The organism is Kitasatospora sp. NPDC001527 (genome assembly GCF_040298605.1).
Lineage (GTDB): Bacteria > Actinomycetota > Actinomycetes > Streptomycetales > Streptomycetaceae > Kitasatospora.
Genome location: NZ_JBEPAM010000012.1, coordinates 104,595 through 126,969 on the forward strand (window position 1 = coordinate 104,595; position 22,375 = coordinate 126,969).

At 76.0% G+C, this 22,375-nt stretch carries 6 protein-coding genes; 5 read left to right on the forward strand and 1 reads right to left on the reverse strand.

The window, feature by feature from the left end:
- The first annotated feature begins 41 nt into the window (after positions 1-41).
- The 3 genes from ABT238_RS15395 (at position 42) to ABT238_RS15405 (ending at position 11,781) form a co-directional block, all read left to right on the forward strand.
- Positions 42-5,168, forward strand: a complete 5,127-nt coding sequence (locus tag ABT238_RS15395; protein WP_350757911.1) for a non-ribosomal peptide synthetase — start codon at positions 42-44, stop codon at positions 5,166-5,168.
- On the forward strand, positions 5,165-10,762 hold the full coding sequence (locus tag ABT238_RS15400; protein ID WP_350757985.1) for a non-ribosomal peptide synthetase/MFS transporter: 5,598 nt from the start codon (positions 5,165-5,167) through the stop codon (positions 10,760-10,762). Before ABT238_RS15395 ends, ABT238_RS15400 begins: the two co-directional genes overlap by 4 nt.
- 68 nt (positions 10,763-10,830) lie before the next feature.
- Positions 10,831-11,781 (forward strand): GlxA family transcriptional regulator, encoded by a 951-nt coding sequence (locus ABT238_RS15405; protein ID WP_350758031.1) that lies wholly within the window; start codon positions 10,831-10,833, stop codon positions 11,779-11,781.
- A 95-nt stretch (positions 11,782-11,876) separates the two neighbouring features.
- Here ABT238_RS15405 and ABT238_RS15410 read toward each other — a convergent pair whose 3' ends face one another.
- Complete coding sequence (locus ABT238_RS15410) at positions 11,877-13,691, reverse strand: amidohydrolase (RefSeq protein ID WP_350758046.1); 1,815 nt, start codon at positions 13,689-13,691, stop codon at positions 11,877-11,879.
- A 230-nt stretch (positions 13,692-13,921) separates the two neighbouring features.
- Here ABT238_RS15410 and ABT238_RS15415 point away from each other — a divergent pair, with 230 nt between their 5' ends.
- Complete coding sequence (locus ABT238_RS15415; RefSeq protein ID WP_350758054.1) at positions 13,922-17,488, forward strand: right-handed parallel beta-helix repeat-containing protein; 3,567 nt, start codon at positions 13,922-13,924, stop codon at positions 17,486-17,488.
- Positions 17,485-22,350 (forward strand): CHAT domain-containing protein, encoded by a 4,866-nt coding sequence (locus ABT238_RS15420; protein ID WP_350758059.1) that lies wholly within the window; start codon positions 17,485-17,487, stop codon positions 22,348-22,350. The genes ABT238_RS15415 and ABT238_RS15420 overlap by 4 nt, the downstream gene beginning before the upstream one ends.
- The last annotated feature ends 25 nt before the right edge of the window (positions 22,351-22,375 follow it).

Consider the following 22,375-nt stretch of genomic DNA (forward strand, 5'->3'; position numbering starts at 1 on the left):
GACCGGCAGTGACGTCGGCGAGCACGTTCAGGACCGGCCAGGTGCACCACGCGATCGGGGAAAGGGCCGGACGGGCTCCGCACGACGTCGCCGTGGTGGCGGGGACGGTCCGGACCACCTACGCGGAACTCGACCGCCGGGCCGCCGCCGTGGCCCGCGAGCTGCGCCGCCGGGGGGCCGGGCGGGGTTCGCTGGTGGGCGTCTGCCTGGACCGCGACGAGTGGCTGATCCCCGCCCTGCTGGGGGTCTGGAAGGCCGGTGCGGCCTACGTGCCGCTGGATCCGGCCTACCCGGCGGACCGCCTGGAGTTCATCGCCACCGACGCCGGGATCTCCCACCTGGTCTCCTCGGCGGCCGTCCTCCGGCGCCGCGGCGACGTCCTCCGGGCCACCGGCGCCGACCCGCTGCTCGTCGACGCGGTGGGCCCGGACGCCGGCGAGGGCGCCGACCCCGGCACCGCCGGCGAGCCGACCGACGCCGCGTACGTGATGTACACCTCGGGCTCGACCGGCCGGCCCAAGGGCGTGGTGGTCGAGCACCGCAACGTGGCGGCCCTGCTGCGGTGGGAGTCCTCCGTGTACTCGGCCGCCGAACTGCGCGGGATGCTGGCCGCGACGTCGGTCTGCTTCGACCCGTCGGTGACCCAGCTGTTCCTCCCGCTGCTCTGCGGCGGGACGGTGATCCTGGCCGAGAACCTGCTCGCGCTGCCCGCCCTTCCCGCCCGCGACGAGGTCACGTTGGTCTACGGGACGCCGTCGGTGCTGGCCGCGCTGGTCCGTGAGCCGCTGCCACCGGGCGTGCGCACCGTCCGCGCGGGCGGCGAGCCGCTCACCCGGGCCCTGGCGGACCGGATCCACGCGAACGCCGGCGTCCGCCGGGTCGTCCAGAGCTACGGCCCGACCGAGTGCACCGTGAGCTGCGTGACGCACGAGGTGCCCGCCGAGGGGCGGGCGGAGCCGCCGATCGGGCTGCCGTACGCGCGGAGCGGGCTCTCGGTCCGCGACCGCGCCGGAAACCCGCTGGGCGACGGCGAGACCGGGGAACTCTGGGTGTCCGGTCCGCTGGTCGCCCGGGGCTATCTGGCCGGACCGGAGCTGACGGCCGAACGGTTCGTCACGGACGCCGCCGGAGTGCGGCACTACCGGACGGGCGACCTGGTGCGGCGGGTGGACGGGCTCCTCCACTTCGCCGGGCGGATCGACGACCAGGTGAAGGTCCGCGGCTTCCGGATCGAGCCGGGCGAGGTCGAGGCGGCGCTCGCGGGGCATCCGGCCGTCCGGCACGCCGTGGTGCTCGCGCCGGCCGACGAGGACGGCACCCGGCTCCTGGTGGGCTATGCGGAGTCGTCCGACCGGACGCTCACCGGCGCGCGGCTGCGGGCCTGGCTGCGGGACCGGCTGCCGGACCACCTGGTCCCCTCCCGGATCGCCGTCCTCGACCGCCTGCCCGTCGGACCGACCGGCAAGGCCGACCGCGCCGCGCTGGCCGGGGTGGAGTTCGGCCGCGCGGTCGACACCGAGTACGCCGCCCCGCGCACCGACACCGAGCGGCGGATCGCGCGGACCGTCGCCGGTGTCCTCGGCCTGGCCGAGGTCGGCGTCCACGACGACTTCGGGGCGCTCGGCGGGCATTCGCTGGCGGCCGCCCGCGTCTGCGCCGTCCTGGGCCGCGACTTCGGGACGGCCGTCCCGCTGACGGCCTTCCTCGCCGCGCCCACCGTCGCCGGACTCGCGTCGCTGCTGCGGGCCGGGGCGGAGAAGCGCCCGGGCGGCGCGCCGGAGCCCGCGCTGGTCCGTCATGCCGGGCGGGACAGCTACCCGCTGACGTCCGCGCAGCAGGGGATGTGGCTGCTGCGGCAGGTCGGTTCCGGCGAGCGCGCCACCACCATCGCCTTCCGGCTGCGCCTGCGCGGACGGCCGGGCACGGCGCGGCTGCGGGCCGCGTTGGACGCGGTGGCCGAGCGGCACGAGGTGCTGCGCAGCGTCGTGCGGGCCGCCGGCGTCGGGGTGGACGCCACCGGCCGGGCGGTCGACGAGGAACCGGTCGCGCTGGTCCGCCCGCCGGCCCCGGTGCCGTTCGAGGAGCACGATCTTCGCGGAGTGCCCGGGGCGGAGCGGGCGAGCCGGGCGGCCGAGCTGACCCGCGCGGCCGCGAGCCACGCCTTCGACCTGGCCACCGAGACACCGCTGCTCAGGGCCACGCTGCTCCGGCTCGACGAGGACGACGCGGAACTGGTCGTCGTGACCGACCATGTGGCGTTCGACGGCTGGTCGATCGGCGTCCTGATGGCGGAGCTGGTCGCCGGCCCGGGCGGCGGGCCGCAGCGCCCGGAGCATGCGGACCACGCCGACCGCCGGGCCGGCCACGGCCCGGACATCACGCCGCCGCCGGTCCAGGTCGGCGACCTCGCGCTGCACGAGCGCGCGCTGGCCGCCCGGCCCGACCGGGTGGCGCGGCTGCGGGCCTTCTGGGCCCGGGAGCTGGCGGACGCCGTCCCGCCGCAGGACGTCCTCGCCGCCGCGCCCGCGGGCCCCGGCCGGCTGGTCGGCGAACGGCTGTCCCGTCCCCTCGACGCCGGGACGGCCGCCCTGCTGCGCGAGCTCGCGGCCGACTGCGGATCCACTCCGTTCGCGGTGCTGCTGACCGCGCTCGGTCTGCTGGTCGCCGGCCTCACCGGCCGGTCCGACGTCGTGCTGGGCGCGGCCGTGGCGGACCGGGCGCACCCCGAGCTGGAGACGGTCGTCGGACCCCTGGTCGGCATCAGACCGATCAGGCTGGGACTGGCGCAGGGGGAGCCCTTCCGGAGCGCCGTCGGCCGCGCCGCCGCCACGACGGCCCGCGTGATGGACCATCCGGGCTTCACCGTGCAGGACGCCTTCGAGGTGGCCGGCATCGAACACCCCCGGGGCTCGCTGGGCACCCCGGTGGTGCTCTCGGTCCAGCCCGCCGGTCTCCCGGTCGCGGTGGAGCGGGACGGCGTCCGTCTGGAACTGCTCGGTGAGGTGACCAGCGGCGGGACGCAGGCGGCGCTGACCGTGTTCCTCAACGAGACGGTGCGGGGCCCCGATCTCCAGATCGAGTACGACGTGGACAGGTTCGGCCCGGCCGAGGCCGAGGCGTTCGCCGATCGGCTGCTCCGGATCCTGCGCGCCGCGGCGGCCGATCCGGACCTCCCGCTGTCGGCCTTCGCCCTGGTGAGCGGGGCGGAGAAGGCCGCGCTGCTCGCCGCCGGCACCGGGCTCCCGCTTCCGGCCGGCGGTCCGCGGACCGTGGTGGCGGCCGTCCTCGAACAGGCCGCCCGGCGGCCGAACGCGGTGGCCACCTCCGACGCGGCCGGCGAACTCGGCTACGCGGAACTGGCCGAACGCTCCCGGAGGGTGGCCGCGGCCCTGCTCGCGACGAGAGCGTCCGTGCCCGCGGCCGGACCGGCGGCGTTCACCGTCGGGGTCTGCCTGCCCCGCGACCGGTACCTGCCCGCGGCCCTGCTGGGCGTCCTGCGCGCCGGTGCGGCCTACGTTCCCCTGGAGCCGGACCAGCCCGTCGAACGGCTGCGCGGCCGGCTCGCCGACTCCGGGGCGAGCGTGGTCATCGCCGCCGGGGAGACCCTCGCGTTCGCCGGTGAGCTGGCCGGAGCGGTCGGCGCCGGGGTCCTCGACGTGGGCGGTCCGACCGACCCGGGACCCACGAGCCTGCCCGAGCCGGCGCCCGACGGGCTCGCCTACGTGCTGTACACCTCCGGTTCGACCGGCCTGCCCAAGGGCGTGGAGGTCACGCACGCGAACCTGGCGGCCTTCGTCGCCGCGATGCGGATCACGCCGGGCGTCCGGCCCGACGACGTGATGCTGGGTCTCACGTCACCGGCCTTCGACGTGTTCGGGTTCGAACTCTGGGTCAGCCTGGGCTGCGGGCTGCGGCTGGCGGTCCTGGACCGCGCGGCCGCGGTGGACGGGCATGCCGTCGCGCGGTTCGTCGAGCGGGCCGGGGTGACGCTGATGACCGCCACGCCGACCACGCTCCGGATGCTGGTCGCCGCCCGGTGGTCGGGACCGGGGGTGCGCGTCATCAGCGTCGGCGAGCCGCTGGACCCCGGGCTGGCGGGTGAACTCCTGGCGCGGACGGGCGAATTGTGGAACGCCTACGGGCCCACCGAGAGCACGGTCTACTCGACCATGGCGCGGGTGGAGGCTCCTGTCGGCGAGGCGGTGCCGATCGGCCGCCCGCTGGCCGGGGAGACGGCCTACGTGCTGGACGCCATGGGCCGGCTGGTGCCGCCGGGAGTGGCCGGGGAGCTGTGGATCGGCGGCGCGGGCGTCGCCCGGGGCTACCGGAACCGGCCCGACGCGACCGGGGCGGCGTTCACCGCGGATCCGTTCGCACCGGGCGCACGGCGCTACCGGACCGGTGATCTGGCCCGCTGGCGGCCATGGGGGTCCCTCCGGCCGGAGGCCGGGGGAGGAGGCACCCTCGACTTCCTGGGCCGCCGTGACCAGCAGGTGAAGCTGCGCGGCCACCGGATCGAGCTCGGCGAGATCGAGACCGCCCTGCGCGCGGAACCGGCGGTCCTGGACGCGGCCGTCGTGGTCCTCGGCGACGGCGCGGACGCCCACCTGGTCGGCTACCTCGCGGTGGGTCCCTCGGCGGCGACCGAGGACCTCCTCGACACGTCCGCGGTGGAGGAGCGCCTGCGCAGCCGCGTCCCCGACCACATGGTGCCCCGGCGGTGGGTCGTGCTCGACGCCCTGCCCCTGACGGCCTCGGGCAAGGTGGACCGGGGCGCCCTCCCGGCGCCCGGCCGAGAATCCGGCGGCGGCCGGATCGCCCCGCGCACCGAGGCCGAGCTGCTGGTGGCCGAGGTGTGGGAGGCCGTGCTCGGGGTCGCCGAGGTCGGCGCCCACGACGACTTCTTCGCGCTCGGCGGGCACTCGCTGGCGGCCACCCGGGTCACGGGCCGGCTGACGGCGGCACTGGAACTCGATCTGCCGGTGCGGCTGCTGTTCGAGCACCCGCGCCTGGCCGACTTCGCCGCCGGGCTGGAGGCTCTGCTGCTGGCCGAGCTCACCGAAGCCGGTGATCTCGCCGATCCCGCCGATCCCGCCGAAGCCGCCGAATCCGCCGACCAGGCCGGACTCGCCGCCCCGGCCGCCCACACCGCCGGCGGTGCCGCATGACCGAGGTGTCCGCCGGGCGACACGATCCCCGGCTCGCCGACGCGCTGCGCGCCCGGCTGGCCTCGGCCCGCCGCACCGCCGCCCGCGGCACCCCGGCGATACCCGCCCGGCCCGACGGGGACGCCCCGGCCCCGCTGTCGGCCGCGCAGGCACGGCTGTGGTTCCTCACCCAGCTGGATCCGGAGAGCACCGCCTACCACATCCCGGTCGCACTGCACCTGCACGGACCGCTGGACGCCGCGGCGCTGCTGGGTGCGGTGCGGGATCTCGCCGAGCGGCACCAGGTCCTCCGGAGCCTGGTCGCCGAGACCGACGGCGAGCCGCTGGCGGTGGCGGGCCCGGCGGAGGCGGTGCCGCTGGCCGAGGCCGATCTGACCGGTCCGGGCGGGCGGGAGTCGCTGGAGCGCCGCCTGCTGGAGGAACTGCGCAGGCCCTTCGACCTGGCCGTCGAACCGCCCCTGCGGGCGACGCTGCTGCGGCTCGGCCCCGATGAGCACGTCCTGGCGCTGACGGTCCATCATCTCGCCTTCGACGCCTGGTCGAGGGCCGTGGCGGTGCGGGAACTGGCGGCGCTCTACGCGGCGCGGCTCGGGCTGGCCGAGGCTCCCGCACCGCCACCGGTCCAGTACGCGGACTACGCGCACTGGCTCGCCCGGCGGCCTGAGGAAGCGGGGCGCGCGGAGGCCGACCTGGCCTGGTGGGTCCGTACGCTGTCCGGCCTGGAGCCGGTCCTGGACCTGCCCACGGACCTGCCCCGCCCGGCGGTCGCGGACCGGACCGGCGCGGAACTGCCGGTGATCCTGCCGGCCGCCCTGACCGCCAAGGTGCGCGGGCGGGCCGCCGAGGCCGGCTGCACGCCGTTCATGGTGCTGCTCGCGGTCTGGCAGGAGCTGCTGGCCCGGCTGTCGGGCGTCGACGACGTGCCGGTCGGCGTGCCCGAGGCGGGACGACGGCACCCCGACACCGAGCACACGATCGGCTTCTTCATCAACACCCTGACCATGCGCACCGACCTGTCGGGCGGGCCGAGCGGCCGCGAACTGCTGGCCCGGGTACGCGCCGTGGCGCTGGAGGCGTTCGCCCGCACCGACGTCCCGTTCGAGCGGATCGTGGACCGGCTGCGCCCGGCCCGCGACCTCTCGACCACGCCGGTCTTCCAGGTCCTCCTCAACGTGATCGACACCCCGGCGGTCGCGCCGCGCTTCCCGGGCCTGGCGGCGAGGGTCTTCGCACCGCCGGCGACGACGGCCAAGTTCGACCTGAACCTGGCGTTCACGGCCACCTCCTCGATCGGCACGTCGTCGAGCGACACCTCCTCGATCGGCACCGGCGACACCTACGAGGGGTCGCTGATCTACCGCACCGACCTCTTCGAGCGGCACACCGCGCAGCGGATCACCGAGTGGTACGCGGCCCTGCTGGACGGCGTGCTGTCCGATCTCGACCGCCCCGTGCGCGAGGTGGCGCTGGAGCCGGTGGCCGGACCGCTGCTCGCTGGGCCGCGCCGGGAGTTCGACCTCACCCGGCCGCTGCACGCCCTGGTCGAGCGCTGGGCGGCCGAACGGCCCGGCGCGACGGCGGTCGTGGGCCCGGACGGTGAACTCACCTACGGACAGCTGGACCGGCGGGCGAACCGGCTCGCGCACCGGCTGCTCGCGGCCGGGGTCGGACCTCAGGACCCGGTCGCCGTCCTCGCCGACCGCCGGACACCCCTGGTGGTCGCCCTGCTCGCCACCCTCAAGGCCGGCGCGGTCTACCTGCCGCTCGACCCGGCGTACCCGGACGACCGGCTGGCCGACATCCTGTCGACGGCGGGCGCGCGAGTCGTCCTCACGGAGCGGGAGTTCGCGCAGCGCCTCCCGGCGTCCGGTCCGGACACCGCGGGCACCGGCCCGGAGCCGCTGGTCCTCGACGACCCGTCCGCTCCCGGTCCGGCACCGGAACAGCCCCGCGGAGCACCGGGCGTGGCCGCCGATCCGGCCGCACCGGCCTACCTGATCTTCACCTCGGGCTCGACCGGCCGCCCCAAGGGCGTCACCGTCGAACACCGGCAGATCGTCCACTACCTGCACGCGGTGACGGAGCGACTGGCCGACCGCGGTGTCGCGGGGGGCTCGTTCGCCCTGGTGTCGACCCATGCGGCGGACCTCGGCCTGACCAACCTGTTCGGGGCGCTGGCCACCGGCGGCACGGTCCACCTGGTGGACCGTGAGGTGGCGACCGACCCGGAGGCGTACGGGGAGTACCTGGAGGCGCACCCGGTCGACGCGGTCAAGATGGTGCCGAGCCACCTGGAACTGCTCGCCGCCCACGGGGATCTCCGCCGCGTGCTGCCCCGCAGGCTGCTCGTCCTCGCGGGAGAGGCGTGCTCCTGGGACCTGGTGGCCCGGATCCGGACCGCGCGGCCCGAGCTGGCCGTGCAGGTGCACTACGGCCCCACCGAGACCACGGTGTCCGTGCTCGGCTGCGCCGTGGAGGAGATCCCGCCGGCCCGGCGTGCGGGGACGGTGCCGATCGGCCGGCCGCTGGCCGGCGTGGACTGCTACGTGGTCGACTCCGAGGGCCGGCCGCTGCCCGCAGGGGTGCCCGGCGAGCTGTGGATCGGCGGGCCGAGCGTGGCGCGCGGCTACTACGGCAGGCCCGACCTGACCGACGAGCGCTTCGTCCCCGATCCGGTGACCGGCACCGCGCGGTGCTACCGCTCCGGGGACCGGGTCCGGCTGACCGCGGACGGCCTGTTCGGGTTCCTCGGCCGGATCGACGACCAGGTCAAGATCCGCGGCTACCGGGTGGAGCCGGGCGAGGTGGCCGCCGCGCTGCGTGACCTGCCCGAGCTCGCCGAGGCGGTGGTGCTGCCGGTCGGCGAGGCCCACGCCCGGAGGCTCGCCGCCTGGGTGACTCCCGCGGCGCCCGCGTCCGCCGTCGACGTCGCCCGCGTGCGCACGGCCCTGCGCGGGCGGCTGCCCGACCACATGGTGCCCTCGGCGATCGTCGTGCTCCCCGCGCTGCCGCTCAACCCCAACGGCAAGGTGGACCGGTCGGCCCTGCCCGTACCCGAGCCGGCGGCGGGCCCCGGGCACGTCGCCCCGGGCACGCCGACCGAGCTGCGCGTCGCCCGGGCCTGGGCACAGGTCCTCGAACCGGGCGCGGCCGACGGCATCGGCATCGACGACGACTTCTTCGCCCTGGGCGGCGACTCCTTCCGGGCGGTGCGCGCGGTCCGGGCGATCGACCCGGCGCTCCGGGTGATCGACCTGTTCACCCGGCCGACCGTCCGCGAGCTGGCCGCGTTCCTCGACGCGGCCGGGGCGGCCGGGCCCGACGGCGAGCGCCGCCTGCTGCACCGGCTGGCGGGTCCCCCGCCCGGCCGGCTCCCGACCGTCACCGTGGTCTGCCTCCCCTACGGCGGCGGTTCCGCGGCCTCCTACGGCCCGCTCGCCACCGAACTGGCCACCGCGATCCCCGGCGCGGCCGTACTGGCCGTGGAACTGCCGGGACACGATCCGGCCCGGCCGGACGAGCCGCTGCTCCCGCTGACCGTGCTGATCGACCGGGTCGTCGCCGAACTGGCCGAGGTGGCCGCCGCGCTCCCCGGTCCGGGGGGCCGGCCAGGCCCGGTGGCGGTGTACGGCCACTGTGTCGGCTCCGCCGCCGCCACCGAACTGGCGCTGCGTCTGGAGGCCGGGGGCGTCCCGGTGACCGGCCTGCTGGTCGGCGGGAGCCTTCCCGGCGCGCGGCTGCCGGGGCGTCTGTCGACCTGGCTGCGCCGCAGGTTCCCGGCCACCCGCTGGACGTCGGACCGGGCCTACCGGGACTTCCTGCGCACCCTCGGCGGCATGGACGACGGCGAGGGCGACGGGGAAGCGGCCGAGGCGGCACGGCGGACCATGCTGCGCGCCCTGCGGCACGACGTGGACCAGGCGCAGGGCTGGTTCACCGGTGAACTGACCCGGCCGGACACCCGCCGGCTACGGGCCCCGGTGCTCTGCGTGATCGGCGAAGGCGACCGGTCCACGGAGCTCTACGAGGAGCGGTTCGCGGAGTGGGGAGCCTTCGCCGACCGGGTGGAGCTGGCCACCCTCCCCAGAGCGGGCCACTACTTCCTCAAGCACCAGGCCGGCCAGCTCGCGGCGCTGGTCGGCGAGCGGCTCGGAGCCTGGGCCGGCGGCCGGCCGCCGGAGCCGCTTGCCGAGGTCACGGTGGTCGGCCGGGGGGCGCGGCGTGACCTCAGGGACTTCTACCTCCTCGCCGCGGGCCAGACGGTCTCCCTGATCGGCAGTGCGCTGACCTCCTTCGCCCTCGGCGTCTGGGCCTACCAGCGCAGCGGGCGGGTCTTCGACTACGCGCTGATCAGCATGCTCGCCATGCTCCCGGCGATCGTCGCGGGGCCGCTGGGCGGCGCCGTGGCGGACCGGATCGACCGCCGCCGGGTCATGCTCACCTGTGACGCCGTCTCCGCGGCCGCCACGGTGTCCCTGGTGGCCGCGCTGTGGAGCGGCGGCCTGGCGCTGCGGCAGGTCGGTCTGATCGTGGGCGTCATGTCGCTGGTGACCGCGTTCCGGCGACCGGCCTACCTGGCGGCCGTCGCCCAGTTGGTCCCCAAGCCCTACCTGGTGCAGGCCAACGGGCTGGCCAATCTCGGTGCCGGCCTGGGGACGCTGATCGCCCCGCTGGCCGGCGGCGCGCTGATCGGGCTGGTCGGCCTGCCCTGGGTGGTGGCGGCGGACGTCGCGTCGTTCCTCGTCGGCCTGGCCGCGCTGCTGTGGGTGCGCCTGCCCGACCGGCTCTTCCGCCGGCAGGAGGAGTCCTTCGCCCGGACCGTCGTCGGCGGCTGGCGGTTCCTGGCCCGGCGGCGCCCGCTGCTGGTCATGATCGTGTTCTTCATGGTGGAGAACTACCTGGGCACGCTCGCGGTGACGCTGACGGTCCCGGGCCTGCTCGCCTTCAGCGGCACCACGGCGGTGGGCGTGGTCACCGCGGTCGGTGGCGCGGGGGCGGTGGCGGGCAGCCTGATCGTGGCGCTCTGGGGCGGCACCGCGCGGCGGGCGACCGGCATGACCGGGTTCGTGAGCGGCGTCGGCCTGGGCGTCGTCCTGGTCGGCCTGCGTCCGTCGGTGACGCTGGCGGCCGTGGGCGCACTCGTCTGGTGGGCGTCCATGAGCATCCTCAACGCGCACTGGCTGGCCATCATCCAGCTCAAGGTCGGCCCGGACCTCCAGGGCCGGGTGCTCGCCACCAACCAGATGCTCGCCGTCGCGATGACCCCGCTGGCCTTCCTCAGCGCCCCACCCCTCGCCGAGTACTTCGCGGGCCTGCTGAACCCGGGTGGGGTGCTGGCGGGAACCGCGGGACGCGTGGTCGGCCTCGGGCCCGGCCGGGGCACCGGCCTGCTCCTCGTCACCTGTGGGGTGCTGCTGGTCGTCTGGGGCGTCCTGGGCCTGCGCTACCGCCCCCTGCGGTACATGGAGGACGAGCTGCCGGACGCCGTCGCCGGGGCCGAGATCCCCGAGGACCTCGACACCGTGCAGGCCGCGGCCGACCGCGCCCTGCCCGGCCGGGGGGTGAGGGCCGGAGCGGCCGCGACGCGGTCCTGACCGGCACGGGGCCGCGGACCGCGGTCCCGCCCCGTGTCCCGATCGACGCCCTGGGGTATTTTTCTGCCATGCATCGTGTGGCGGCTCTCGTCCACGCGCCGCAGTCGACCTTCGAACTCGCCTGCGCGGCTGAGGTGTTCGGGATCGAGCGGCGCGGGCTTCCGGTCCGGTACGAGTTCGGCGTGTGCGCCGAGCACCCGGGCCCGGTCGCCACCCGCGCCGGATACGCGATGCTCGTCACCGCGGGCCTGGAGGCTCTCGAACGGGCGGACACCGTGGTCGTCCCGGGGTGGCTGCCCGTCGGCGAGGCCCCTTCGCCCGCCGTCGCGGGCGCGCTGCGCCGTGCGCACCGGCGCGGAGCGCGCGTGATCAGCATCTGCTCCGGAGCCTTCGCCCTGGCCCACGCGGGCCTGCTGGACGGCCGCTCGGCGACCACGCACTGGGCGCTCGCGGGCGACTTCGCCGCGCGGTTCCCGGCCGTGCGCCTCGATCCGGACGTGCTGTACGTGGACCACGGCGACGTGGCCACCAGCGCGGGCGCCGGGGCCGGGATCGACCTGTGCCTGCACCTGGTGCGCGCCGACCAGGGGGCCGGGTACGCCGCGCACGTGGCCCGGAACATGGTCATGCCGCCGCACCGCGAGGGCGGGCAGCTCCAGTACTCCGCGCCGCCCCGCCCCGCGCAGATCGAGGGCTCGCTCGCACCGCTCCTGGAGTGGGCGGGCGGGCGGCTCGCCGAACCCCTGGCCGTCGAGGACCTCGCCGCCCGCGCCGGCTGCTCCACCCGTACCCTGGCCCGCCGTTTCGCCGAACAGGTCGGCACCAGCCCGGGACGGTGGCTGCTCGCCCGGCGGATCACCGCCGCCCGGGAGCTGCTGGAGTCCTCGGACCTCCCGGTGGACGCCGTCGCCCGCCGGGTCGGCCTGTCCTCGGCCACCAATCTCCGCCGGCGCTTCCTGGACACCGTGGGCACCACACCGGGCGCCTACCGCCGGGCCTTCCGCTCCGAGCCGCGCTGACACCCCGCCGCCCGGCACCTCCTCTCGGTCATCGCGGTGGGGTGGTCGTCCGTCCCGCCGGGTGGGGGCCGGACCCGGCGGGACGGGCCGCGCGGTCAGCAGCAGCCGTGCCACTGGTAGTCGGTGGGCACTTCGAGCCCGGCGGAGCCGGGGTCGTCGGCGTTCGCACCGGTGGCGGAGTGGATGGTGGTTCCCTTCTTGATGGTCTCGGCGACCTTGATGTCCTTGATCTCCTCCGGCGGGACCGTCAGCGGGTTCGCGGAGAGGATCACCAGATCGGCGAGCTTGCCGACCTCGATGCTGCCCTTGCGGTCCTGCTCGAAGTACTGGTGGGCGGCGTGGATGGTGATGGACTTGACCGCGTCGAGGGCCGACACGCGCTGCTCGGGGCCGAGCACGACCCGGTCGGTGCGGGTGCGGCGGGTGACCTGGCTGGAGAGGATGGCGATCGAGTTGGGCAGGGCCACCGGGGCGTCGTGGTGGGAGGTGTAGATCATCTGCCGGTCGACGGCCCAGCGGGCGGGGGAGATGGTGGCGGCCCGCTCCTCGCCGAGGACGGTCTTGCGGTACCAGTCCCCCCAGTAGAAGGTGTGCATGGAGAAGAACGACGGGATGACGCCCAGGCGGGCGAAGGCGTCGATCTGGTCCTCGCGGGCGGTCTGGGCGTGGATCGCCACCGTCCGCCGGTCGACGGGGCCGGCCTCCTCGTCCTCGGCGGCGGCGGCCTGGACCGCCTCGGTGAACTGGTCGATCGCGGCGTCCCCGTTGACGTGGGCGAGCACCTGCCAGCCCCTGGCGTACGCGGTGCGCACCTGGTCGAGCACGACCTTGGGGTCCTCGATGGCGGGGTAGCCGCGGTAGCCCTCGGGCGTGCCCTCCGGCCGCTCCTCGTAGGGCTTGGTGAGCCAGGCGGTCCGGCCCTGGGGGGAGCCGTCCAGGTACATCTTCACCCCGGCCGCCCGCACGCCCCGCTTGTACTCCCGGCTCGCGCCGACCGGGTCCGGCTCCGGTGAGGCGGTCGCCTCGTCGGCCCGGGCGTAGGCCACGACGTCGATCTTGAACGGCACGAGCGCGGCGGCGTCCCGCAGGGCCTTCAGGTTCTTCAGCGTGGCGCCGCCCTCCTGGACGGTCGTGAAGCCGAAGCTCGCGGCCGAGGCGACGCCCTTGCTGAAGAGGGCGGCCAGCGCGGTCAACGGCAGGCCCGCGGTGGCCTTCTCGGAGGCCGGACCGAAGGCCGTCTCCTCCAGCACGCCGTTCGGCTCGCCGAACGGCCGGGCCACGGGGCCGGGCTGGCGGCGGATGACACCGCCGTCCGGGTCCGCGGTGGCCCTGGTGTAGCCCAGCTCCTTCAGGCCGCGGCTGTTCACCGCCCCGAGGTGGAAGGACTGGTGGATGGCCAGCACCGGGCGGGTGGTGGACACCTTGTCCAGGTCCTCGCGGGTGGGGTGGCGGCCCTCGGCGAGCATCGCGTCGTCGTAGCCGAAGCCGATGATCCACTGGGAGAACGCGCCGACCGGGCTCCTCGCCCACGCGCGCAGCTTCTCCTGGAGCGAGGCGATGTCGGTGACGTCGCCGTCGGGATCGGCCAGCAGATTGGCGAGGGTGGCCTGCAGCCCGATCCCGCCCAGGTGGCCGTGGGCGTCGATGAACCCGGGCAGCAGCGCGCGGCCGGCGAGGTCGCGCACCTGTGTCCGCGGCCCCTGCCAGCGCTCGACGGCCTCCCGGTGGTCACCGACGTGGACGATGACACCGTCCTTGACGGCCACCGCCTCGGGGCGCGGGTCGGACTCCTGGGAGTCGGCGGCCGCCGTCACGATCTCCCCGCCGTGGAAGATGACATCGGCCTCCTCGTACGGGGGCGCGGACTGCGCGCCGCCGTCGTCCGCCGTCCCTGCCGACCGACCGCTCATACCTGTTCCTCCTGCCACCGCCGACTACGCATGGTGCTCACCCGCCTACCCGCGGAAACCGGATCGTGAACCCGGATTCCGGACCGGATGCCCGGCCCCGGCCGTCCCGACAGCCTCATCACCCGGAACGGCCCGGCCCGCGGCTCCCGGCTCCGCCGCCCCGTGCGCCGCCCCAGCGCCGGGCCCGGAATGCCTGAACCGGCGACGCGGGCCGGGAGTTGGCTGATTTGATGGGAACAGACGGTCGGCGGTTCCTGGGGGGCGCGATGGTGCGGGCGGGTGTCGGGGAGAACGGGCAGGTTCGGCTACGGCCGTCGCGGCAGTACCGCCGCCGGCGGGCGGCGGCCGCGGTGTTCGCCGCCGCCGCGCTGGTCGGGTGCGTGCCGGCGCTGTTCGGCGAGTCGGCGACGCGACCGCTGACGGCGGTGGTCGACGGCGTGGCGGCCGTGGTGTGGGCGGTGGTCCTGGTCCGGCAGGCGGCTCTGGCCTGGGCACCCGCCACGGTGGTGGTCGATCCCGCCTACCTCGAACTCCGGGCCGGCCGGCGGAAGGTCCGGCTGCCGTGGGACGCGGTCGCCGGCCTGTGTGTGCTGCCGGCGCGGGGATCCGCCGCCTACGCGGCTCCGTACTACCGGGGTTCGCTGCTGGTGCGCACGTCGGAGGACGGCCCGTCGGCGTTGCCGAAGCACGGCTCGCCGCGCTGGTCGGCGCCGTGGCAGGGCGTCCTCGTCGACCTGGCCCCGCTGGCGGTGCCCCTGGAACGCCTCGACGAGGCGTTCGCACCACGGGCGGCGGAGCGGTGGGGCGGCACGTCCCGGCTGCCGGGCGGCCCCGGCGGGGCCCCGGTGTTCGCGTCCGGCGCGCTGCTGTCCTGGCCCGCCCGCGTGCTGGTGCGACTGCAGGGCGTCCTGCTGCTGGTGGCCGTGGTCGCCGCCTTCCTGGCCCTGCGCTCCTCCGGAGCGCCCGTCCTGGGGCAGCCGGCCCTGGCGGCCGTCGCGCTGGTCCTGCTCGGGTCGGTGGGTACCAGATGGCTGGTGCTCGGCCTGTCCCGGTCCTGCCAGCTGCGGGTGGAGACCCGGGGCGTCGTGGTGGGTGTCGGCGGCCGGGAGCGGACCGTGCCGTGGTCCGGGATCGCCGCCCTGGAGACGGCGGAGCGGAGCGTCTCCCACGCCGGTCAGACGGTTCGGGTGACCTCGGTACGCGCCCGGCTCAACGCGGGGACGGACCGCCCGGCGCCGCTGCCGCACTGGCCGCTGCGCGCCGACGGGCTGTCCGTCGACCTACTGCCGCTGCACTCGCCCGTGCTCGGGTACCTGCACGGACTCACGGTGTTCCCCGCGCAGTTGGCGGACGCGCTGGCCCCGTACGAGGCCAACCCGCTGGCCGACCACACCGGGCGGGGCGGCGCCGTCACCGGCGAGGCCGTCACGGTCCGCGTCGGACCGGGCCGCGGGGCGGCCCACCGGACCCTGGCCTCGGCGCTGCGCTCCGCGCCGGGGGACCGGCCGCTGCGCCTGCTGATCGAACCGGGCCGCTACCGGGAGGCGGGCCCGCTGGTGCTGTCCGGCACCGTCGAACTGGCCGGGGTGCCGGGCCAGGAGCCGGTGGTCGTCGAGACGCCCGAGCAGTCCGCCCTGCAGTGCGAGGGTCACGTCACGCTCGACTCCCTCACCGTCCAGGGCCGCGGCGCGACCACCATCGCCACCACCGGCCGTCTCGAACTGCGCGGCTGCCGGATCGACGGGCCGGGCGAGTACGCGCTGCTCGCCTCCCAGGGCTCCGAACTGATCGTGCGGGACTGCGAGATCAACGCGGGCCGGACCGAACTCGTCGGCGCGACCGGCACCTTGGAGCGCACCCGGTTCAACTCGGCCCGGGACCACGCGCTGGTGCTGAAGGACCGCGCCAAGGCCGAGATCACCGACTGCACGGTGACCGACAGCCGGGGCCGCGGCATCGAGGTGACCGGTTCCACGGCGGAGATCCGCGGCTGCGAGTTCCGCGGCACCGGCGACACCGCCGTCGCCGCCGGTGACCACTCCGCCGTACAGGTCCTGGGTTCCCGGATCGACGAGGTCCACGCCTGCGGCATCACCTACGACCGCCAGGCGCACGGCACCGTCCAGGACACCACGGTCAGCGGTGCCACGACCGGCCTGTACGTCGCGCGGGGCGCCGACCCCAAGGTCCGGGACTGCCTGTTCGCCCACTGCCGGGCCGACGGGGTGCTGGTCGAGGACCAGGGGCGGGGAAGGCTGGAGAAGTGCCGGATCGAGAACGCCGGCCAGCACGGCATCCGGGTCGCGTCCGGCGGCGTCCCGGTCGTCGACGACTGCGCCGTGGCCTTCGGCGGCACCGGGGTCGCGGTGCACAAGGCGCGCGGCGACTTCACCCGGCTGCGGGTCCACGACCAGTCCGAGAGCGCGGTCGACGTCCAGGAGGGCTCGGTGGTGGAGCTGGCCGAACTGCGCCTGGAGCGCTGCCAGTACGGGGTGCGCGGGCGCGGCACCGGCGTGACGGTCCGGCTGGTCGGCGCCGTCATCGCCGACGTCACGTCCTCCGGGCTGGTGCTGCAGGACGCCGCACGCCTCACCGCCGAGCACGTCACGGTGGAGCGGGCCGGCCTGTACGGCCTGAACTGCCGGGACGACAGCCGGCTGACGGCCCTGGACTGCACGCTGTCGAAGCCGGGCGAGACCGGGCTGCTGGCCATCTCCAACACCAGCGTGGAGATCGACCGGCTGGAGGTCTCCGGCAGCCGGAGCAACGGCGTCTGGGCGCGCAACGCCAGCCGGGTGATCCTCACCGGGGTGCGGGTGCACGGCGCCGGCGGCGACGGCCTGCGCCTGGACGACGACGTGTACGGCAGCGTGACGGACTGCGAGGTCACCGGCTGCGCGGGCGAGGCGGTGGCGGTCAACACCCGGGTGCTGGTGGAGAACGTCCGCACCGGGGCCACCGCGGCGGACATCCTGGAGCCCGAGGCGGGACCGATCACCGAACTGCAGCGCATGATCGGGCTGGCGGAGGCCAAACGCCAGGTCACCGTCCAGGTCGACCTGCTCCGGCTGGCCCGCTGGCGCTCCGACGCCGACCTCCCCCCGCCGCCCAGGGCCCACCACCTGGTCTTCTCCGGCCCGCCGGGCACGGGGAAGACCACGGTGGCCCGCCTGTACGGCCAGATCCTCGCCGCGCTCGGGGCCTTGAAGAAGGGCCACCTGGTGGAGGTCGCGCGCGGCGATCTCGTCGGCGAGTACCTCGGGCACACCGCGCAGAAGACCCGCCGGGCGTTCGAACGGGCGGACGGCGGCGTGCTGTTCATCGACGAGGCGTACAGCCTGGCGCGGCGGTTCGGCGCGAACAGTGACTTCGGCCAGGAGGCCATCGACGTCCTCACCAAGCTGATGGAGGACCACCGGGACGACGTCGTGGTCATCGCGGCGGGCTACACCGAGGAGATGCGGGCCTTCCTGGACTCCAATCCCGGTCTGCGCTCGCGCTTCTCCCGCATCCTGGAGTTCGATCCCTACGACCCCGCCGAGCTCACCGAGATCGTGGCCCGCGAGGCCGAGCGCCACGCCTATCGCCTCGCCCCGGGCGTCACGGACCGGCTCACCGAGCGCTTCACCCTCCGGGAGCTGCGGGGCGACCCCGCGAACGCCCGGGACGCGCGGACGCTGCTGGAGAAGATGGTCGAACGGCAGGCCACCCGCCTCGCCGGGCAGGGGACGCCGAGCCGGGAGGACCTGGTGGTGCTGCTGGCGGAGGACATCCCCGACGAGGGCGGTCGGCTGTGAACCCGGACGAGGCCTGCGACCTGCTCTCCGCCCGGCTCGGTTCGGCGACGGCCGACCCGGCGGCGGGGGCGTGGTTCGCGACGACCGAGGCACGCGCGGCGACGGCCGTGCTGCGGGCCGCCTGGGTGCCACCCGCCGAGGACACCCCGATCGAGCACGTCTTCGTGCTCGGCTACAGCGACCTGTTCGCCTTCGAGGCCGGCGGCCGGGGCGACCCGGCGGTGCTGGGCGAGGGCCTGTGGTGCCTGCTCCTGGTCCGACGCCACCTGCCGGACCCGGACCTGATCCCGCCCGCGCTCGCGCCCCTGCTGGCCCTGGCCGACGGGGAGACCGAGGACGCCCGCGAGGTGGGTGTCGAGCACGCGCACGCCGCGGCGGCGGCCATGGTGACGGCGTTCCAGCGCTGGCGGCACCCCGGCGCGCCCGCCCAGGCGGCCGTGCTGCTCCGCCACGCGGCGGCCGCGTGCCCGCCGGACGGCCCGCTGCTCGGCTCGGTCCTGTCGGGCCTCGGCATCGCCCTGCTGCACGACCACTTCGACCGTGCCGACGCCGCGTCGCTCGCCGAAGCCGTGGACGCCAGCCGCGCCGCGGTCGCGGCGGCGCCGGGCACGGCCGGCGAACAGGCCCGCCGACACTCCAACCTGGGCACGGTGCTGCGGTTCTGGTCCCGCGTCACGACGGCCGACGGGGTGATCGGGGAAGCCGTGTCCGAGGTGCGCGCCGGGCTGGCCCTGTGCCCGCCGGACGACCCCAACCTGGCGGCGTTCCGCGTCGAGCTGGGGGTGTCGCTGGCCGATGCCGCGGTGCTGGCCGGCGAGCATGCCGTCCTGCCGGAGGCGGCGGCGCTGCTGCGCGAGGCCGTGCTCGCCGCGGACCGCCCCTCCGCGGAGTTCACCGACCGCGCCGGGCACGCGGAGCGGCTCTCCTGCCTGGGCATGGTGCTGATCGCCCAGGGCGCGGTGGAGGAGCGGCCCGGGTTGCGGGCCGAAGGCGTCGCCCTGAGCCGGCAGGCCGTCCGGGCCGCGCCCGACGCGGCCCTGCGGCTCCAGTACCTCTGCAACCTGAGCCTCGTCCTGTCCAGGTTCCCCGACGCGGACGACGCCGCCGGATCCGCCGCCCTGGCAGTCGCCGCGGCCCGGGAGGCGGCCGAACTGGCCCCGGCCGGGACACCACGGTTCGCCGACACCCGGATGCTGCTCTCCGGCGCCCTGACCGGGCGCTACCTGGCCGGCCAGCGCCCGGAGGACCTGGCGGAGGCCGTCACCCGGGCCACCGAGGGTTTCGAGGCCACCCCCTCGGACCCGCCGTCGCTCCGCCAGGAACGGGGCACCGTCCTCGTGGAACTGCTGGGCCTGCGAGCCGGGGCCGAGAACGCCGCGGACCCGTCGGCCGAGCCGATCGCGCTGCTGCGCCGGCTCCTGCGGGAGCTGCCGCAGCCCTCGGCCGACCGCGCGCAGGCGCTGCGCCGGCTGGGCGACCGCCTCCTCGACTCCGCGGAGACGGACGGACGGAGCGACCGCGCGGCCGAGGCGCTGGACCACTACCGGGCGTGCCTCGGCCTGCCGTCCCCCGGGCGCGCGTTCGAGGCGCACGTGCGCTTCGCCGCGGGAAGAGCGCTCGTCGTCCGGGCCGGCCCGGACGACGAGGCGGCCCGGCAGCAGGGCGTCGGGTTCATGAACCACGCGCTCACGCTGCTGCCCCCGGAAGACCCCCAGCGGCTCGATCTCATGCTCCGGCTCGGCCTCCACTGGGTCGGGCGCGCGACCGACACCGGTGACCCGGCCGGCTACCGGGAGGGTGTGAAGGTGCTGAGCGCGGTCACCGCGGCCGACGGGGGCCTCGCCGCCGCCGACCGCGCGGACCACCGGTTCCAGCTCGGCGCCGCCCTGATGGGTCTCTTCGGCCTCGGCGGCGAGGAGGACGCGCTCGACCAGGCGGTGGACCGGCTCGGCCAGGCACTGGCCACGGCTCCCGCGGACCACCCCCGGCGACTGGCCATGGTCAGCAGTCTTGCGGACGCGCTCGACACGTCCGCCTGGCTGCGTTCGGACACCGCCGCACTCGACCGGGCCCAGGGCCTGCTGCGCGAGGCCCTGGCCGGATCCGGAGGGAGCCGGTCGGACCGGGCCGAGTGCCTGGTCAGCCTCGGCCACAACCTGCGCCTGCGCTTCCACCTCGTCGGGGACCCGGAACACCTGGAGCGCGCCGTCGACCGTCATCGCGAGGCCATCGCCCTGGTGGCCCCCGAACCCCACCCGCACGCCCTCATCGGGCTCTCCACCTGCCTCGGCAACCTGTACGGCTTCCGGCCGGACGGGCAGCTGCGCACCGAGGCGATCGACACCTGCCGTGCCGCGCTGGAGCACCTGCCCGAGCACCACCCGGAACGCGCCTCCGTCCAAGCCGGTCTGGGCTACCTCGAATGGACCCTGGCCGCGGATTCCGGCTCGGACGAGCAGATGGACGCCGCACTCGACACCCTCAAGACCGCGCTCGCCACCGCTCCGGCGGGATACGGGGACCGGGGCCTGGTCCTCACCAACCTCGGGGCCGCCCTCCTCGACCGGGCGGGGCGAACGGGCGATCGCAGCTGGGAGGTCCAGGCCGCGGCCGTGTTCCGCGCCGCCCTGGAGCACACCGGCCCGGCCTCGGCGCAGCGCCCGCTGGCGCTGAACAACCTCGGCATGGCGCTGTTCACCCTGTCGACGACCACCGGGGAGACCGCGCTGCGCGACCAGGCGCTCGCCCTGCTGAGCGAGGCCGCCGACCAGCGCCTGGGCATGTCGGCGGCCCGGGAACGCGCCGCGCTCAACCTGGCCATGATGCAGTTCCAGCAGGCCCGGGTGGCCTCGGACGCAGTGGCCTCGGCCGCGGCCTGCCGCCGGTTGGAGGAACTGGTCGGGGAACTCGCCTCCCCCCACCCGCTGCGGACCCTGGCGCTGGCACGCCTGGCCTACGCCGGCCTCGGCACCTCGGAACTGCTCCCCGAGAGCGACGCGCGGACGATGCTGCGCCGGGCCGCCGCAGCCGCCCGCGAGGCCCTCGCCGGCGACCAGCAGGACGCCGACCCGACCCGTGCCCTGGCCCGCCGCGTGCTGGCGACGGCGCAGCTGCGGCGCGCCGCGCTCGGGGAGCGGGTCGACCTGGCCGAAGCGGTCCGGCTGATCCGGCTCACCGCCGAGGACCCGGCCTTCCCGCCGCACACCCGCCTCCAGGCGGCACGTCTGTGGGGCGACATCGCCGCGCGCACCGGCCGGGAGGCGCAGGCCCTGGAGGGCTTCGCCTACGCGGTCGGCCTGCTGCCCCGCGTGGCCCCGCGCCACCTGGACCGGCTCGACCAGGAGGACCGGCTGAGTTCCGGCCGGGGGCTGGCCAGCTCCGCCGCGGCCCTCGCGATCCGGGCCGGCGATCCCGAACGGGCCCTCGCCCTGCTCGAACAGGGCCGGGGCGTGCTGCTCGCCCAGGGGCTGGAGAACCAGGGCGACCTGTCCCGCCTGCGGGCGCTCGACCCGGCCCGCGCCGAGGAGTTCGAGCGGATCCGGGACCGGCTGAGCCGGGACCACGCGGCCGAACTGCATCTCACGGGCACCGAGGCGCCCGACGCCTTCTTCGTCCAGGGGGCCGCCGGCGCGGCCGGAACCGCGGCCGCGCTGCGCGACATCGAGGAGCGCCACGCCCTGTCCCGTCGCTGGGACCACCTCCTGGAGGAGATCCGCGCCCTGCCCGATCTCGACGACTTCCTGCGTCCGCCGACCACCCGTCAGCTGCTCGCGGTGGCGGAGCGGGGCCCGGTGGTGGTGGTCAACGTCAGCGAGTACGGCTCGCACGCCCTCCTCCTGGCCGCGCCGGCCGGCGGCGGGCCGCGCATCGACGTCCTGCCGCTGCCGGACCTCACCCCGGCCGAAGTGGCGGCCGCCGCGCAGGCGTTCACCGAGCGGTGGATCGACGTCTCCTACGGGGACGAGGGCGTGGCGCGGGCCAAGGAGATGATGAACCTGCACAGCACCGTCCTGGAATGGCTGTGGGACAGCGTGGCCGGGCCCGTCCTGGAACGGCTCCGGCTGCGCGGGACCCCGCTCGACGGGGAGACCTGGCCGAGGCTGTGGTGGTGCCCGACGGGCCGGCTGGCGTTCCTGCCGCTGCACGCCGCCGGGAAGGGCCGGAGAATCCCCGGCACCTGGGTCATGGACCGCGTCGTGTCCTCCTACACGCCGACGGTGCGGTCCCTGCTGCGGGCCGGCCGCCGGGCCGCCGGCCCGCCCCGGCACCGCCCGGCCCCGCTGGTGGTCTCACTCGCGCGGACGCCCGGCGGCCCCCCGCTTCCCGGCGCCGAACCCGAGGCCGCCCTGGTGGCCGAGCTGTTCCCCGGCGGCCTGCGGCTGGACGGCGAGCACGCCTCGGTGGAGGCGGTGCACCGCGAGCTGTACCGCCACTCCTGGGTGCACTTCACCTGCCACGGCGTCAGCGCCCCGGACAGCCCGTCGAACAGCGGCCTGATCCTGCACGACGGCAGGCTCAGCGCCCTCGACATCTCCGCACGGCGCCCGGTCGACGCCGAACTCGCCTTCCTCTCGGCCTGCTCGACCTCCCAGGGCGGGCTCGCCCTGCCGGACGAGGCGGTGCACCTGGCGCCGTCCTTCCAGCTGGCCGGCTTCACCCACGTCATCGGCACGCTGTGGACCGTCTCCGACAAGATCGCACGTCAGCTCACCGGGGACTTCTACGCCGCGCTGCGCGAGGACACCGCGAGCGAGGGGCCGTTCGATCCGGCGGCCGCCCTGCACCACGCCGTCCGGTCGCTGCGCGAACGCCTGCTGCCCGCACCGCACCTCTGGGCGGCGCACGTCCACGTCGGGCCCTGAGACCGTCCGAGCCGTGCGGGACGTG

Excerpts from the sequence above, each read along its gene's own strand:
- ABT238_RS15400 (WP_350757985.1), top strand. The coding sequence starts at position 5,165 with ATGACCGAGGTGTCCGCCGGGCGACACGATCCCCGGCTCGCCGACGCG.
- ABT238_RS15405 (WP_350758031.1), top strand. The coding sequence starts at position 10,831 with ATGCATCGTGTGGCGGCTCTCGTCCACGCGCCGCAGTCGACCTTCGAA.
- ABT238_RS15410 (WP_350758046.1), bottom strand. The coding sequence starts at position 13,691 with ATGAGCGGTCGGTCGGCAGGGACGGCGGACGACGGCGGCGCGCAGTCC.
- ABT238_RS15415 (WP_350758054.1), top strand. The coding sequence starts at position 13,922 with ATGGGAACAGACGGTCGGCGGTTCCTGGGGGGCGCGATGGTGCGGGCG.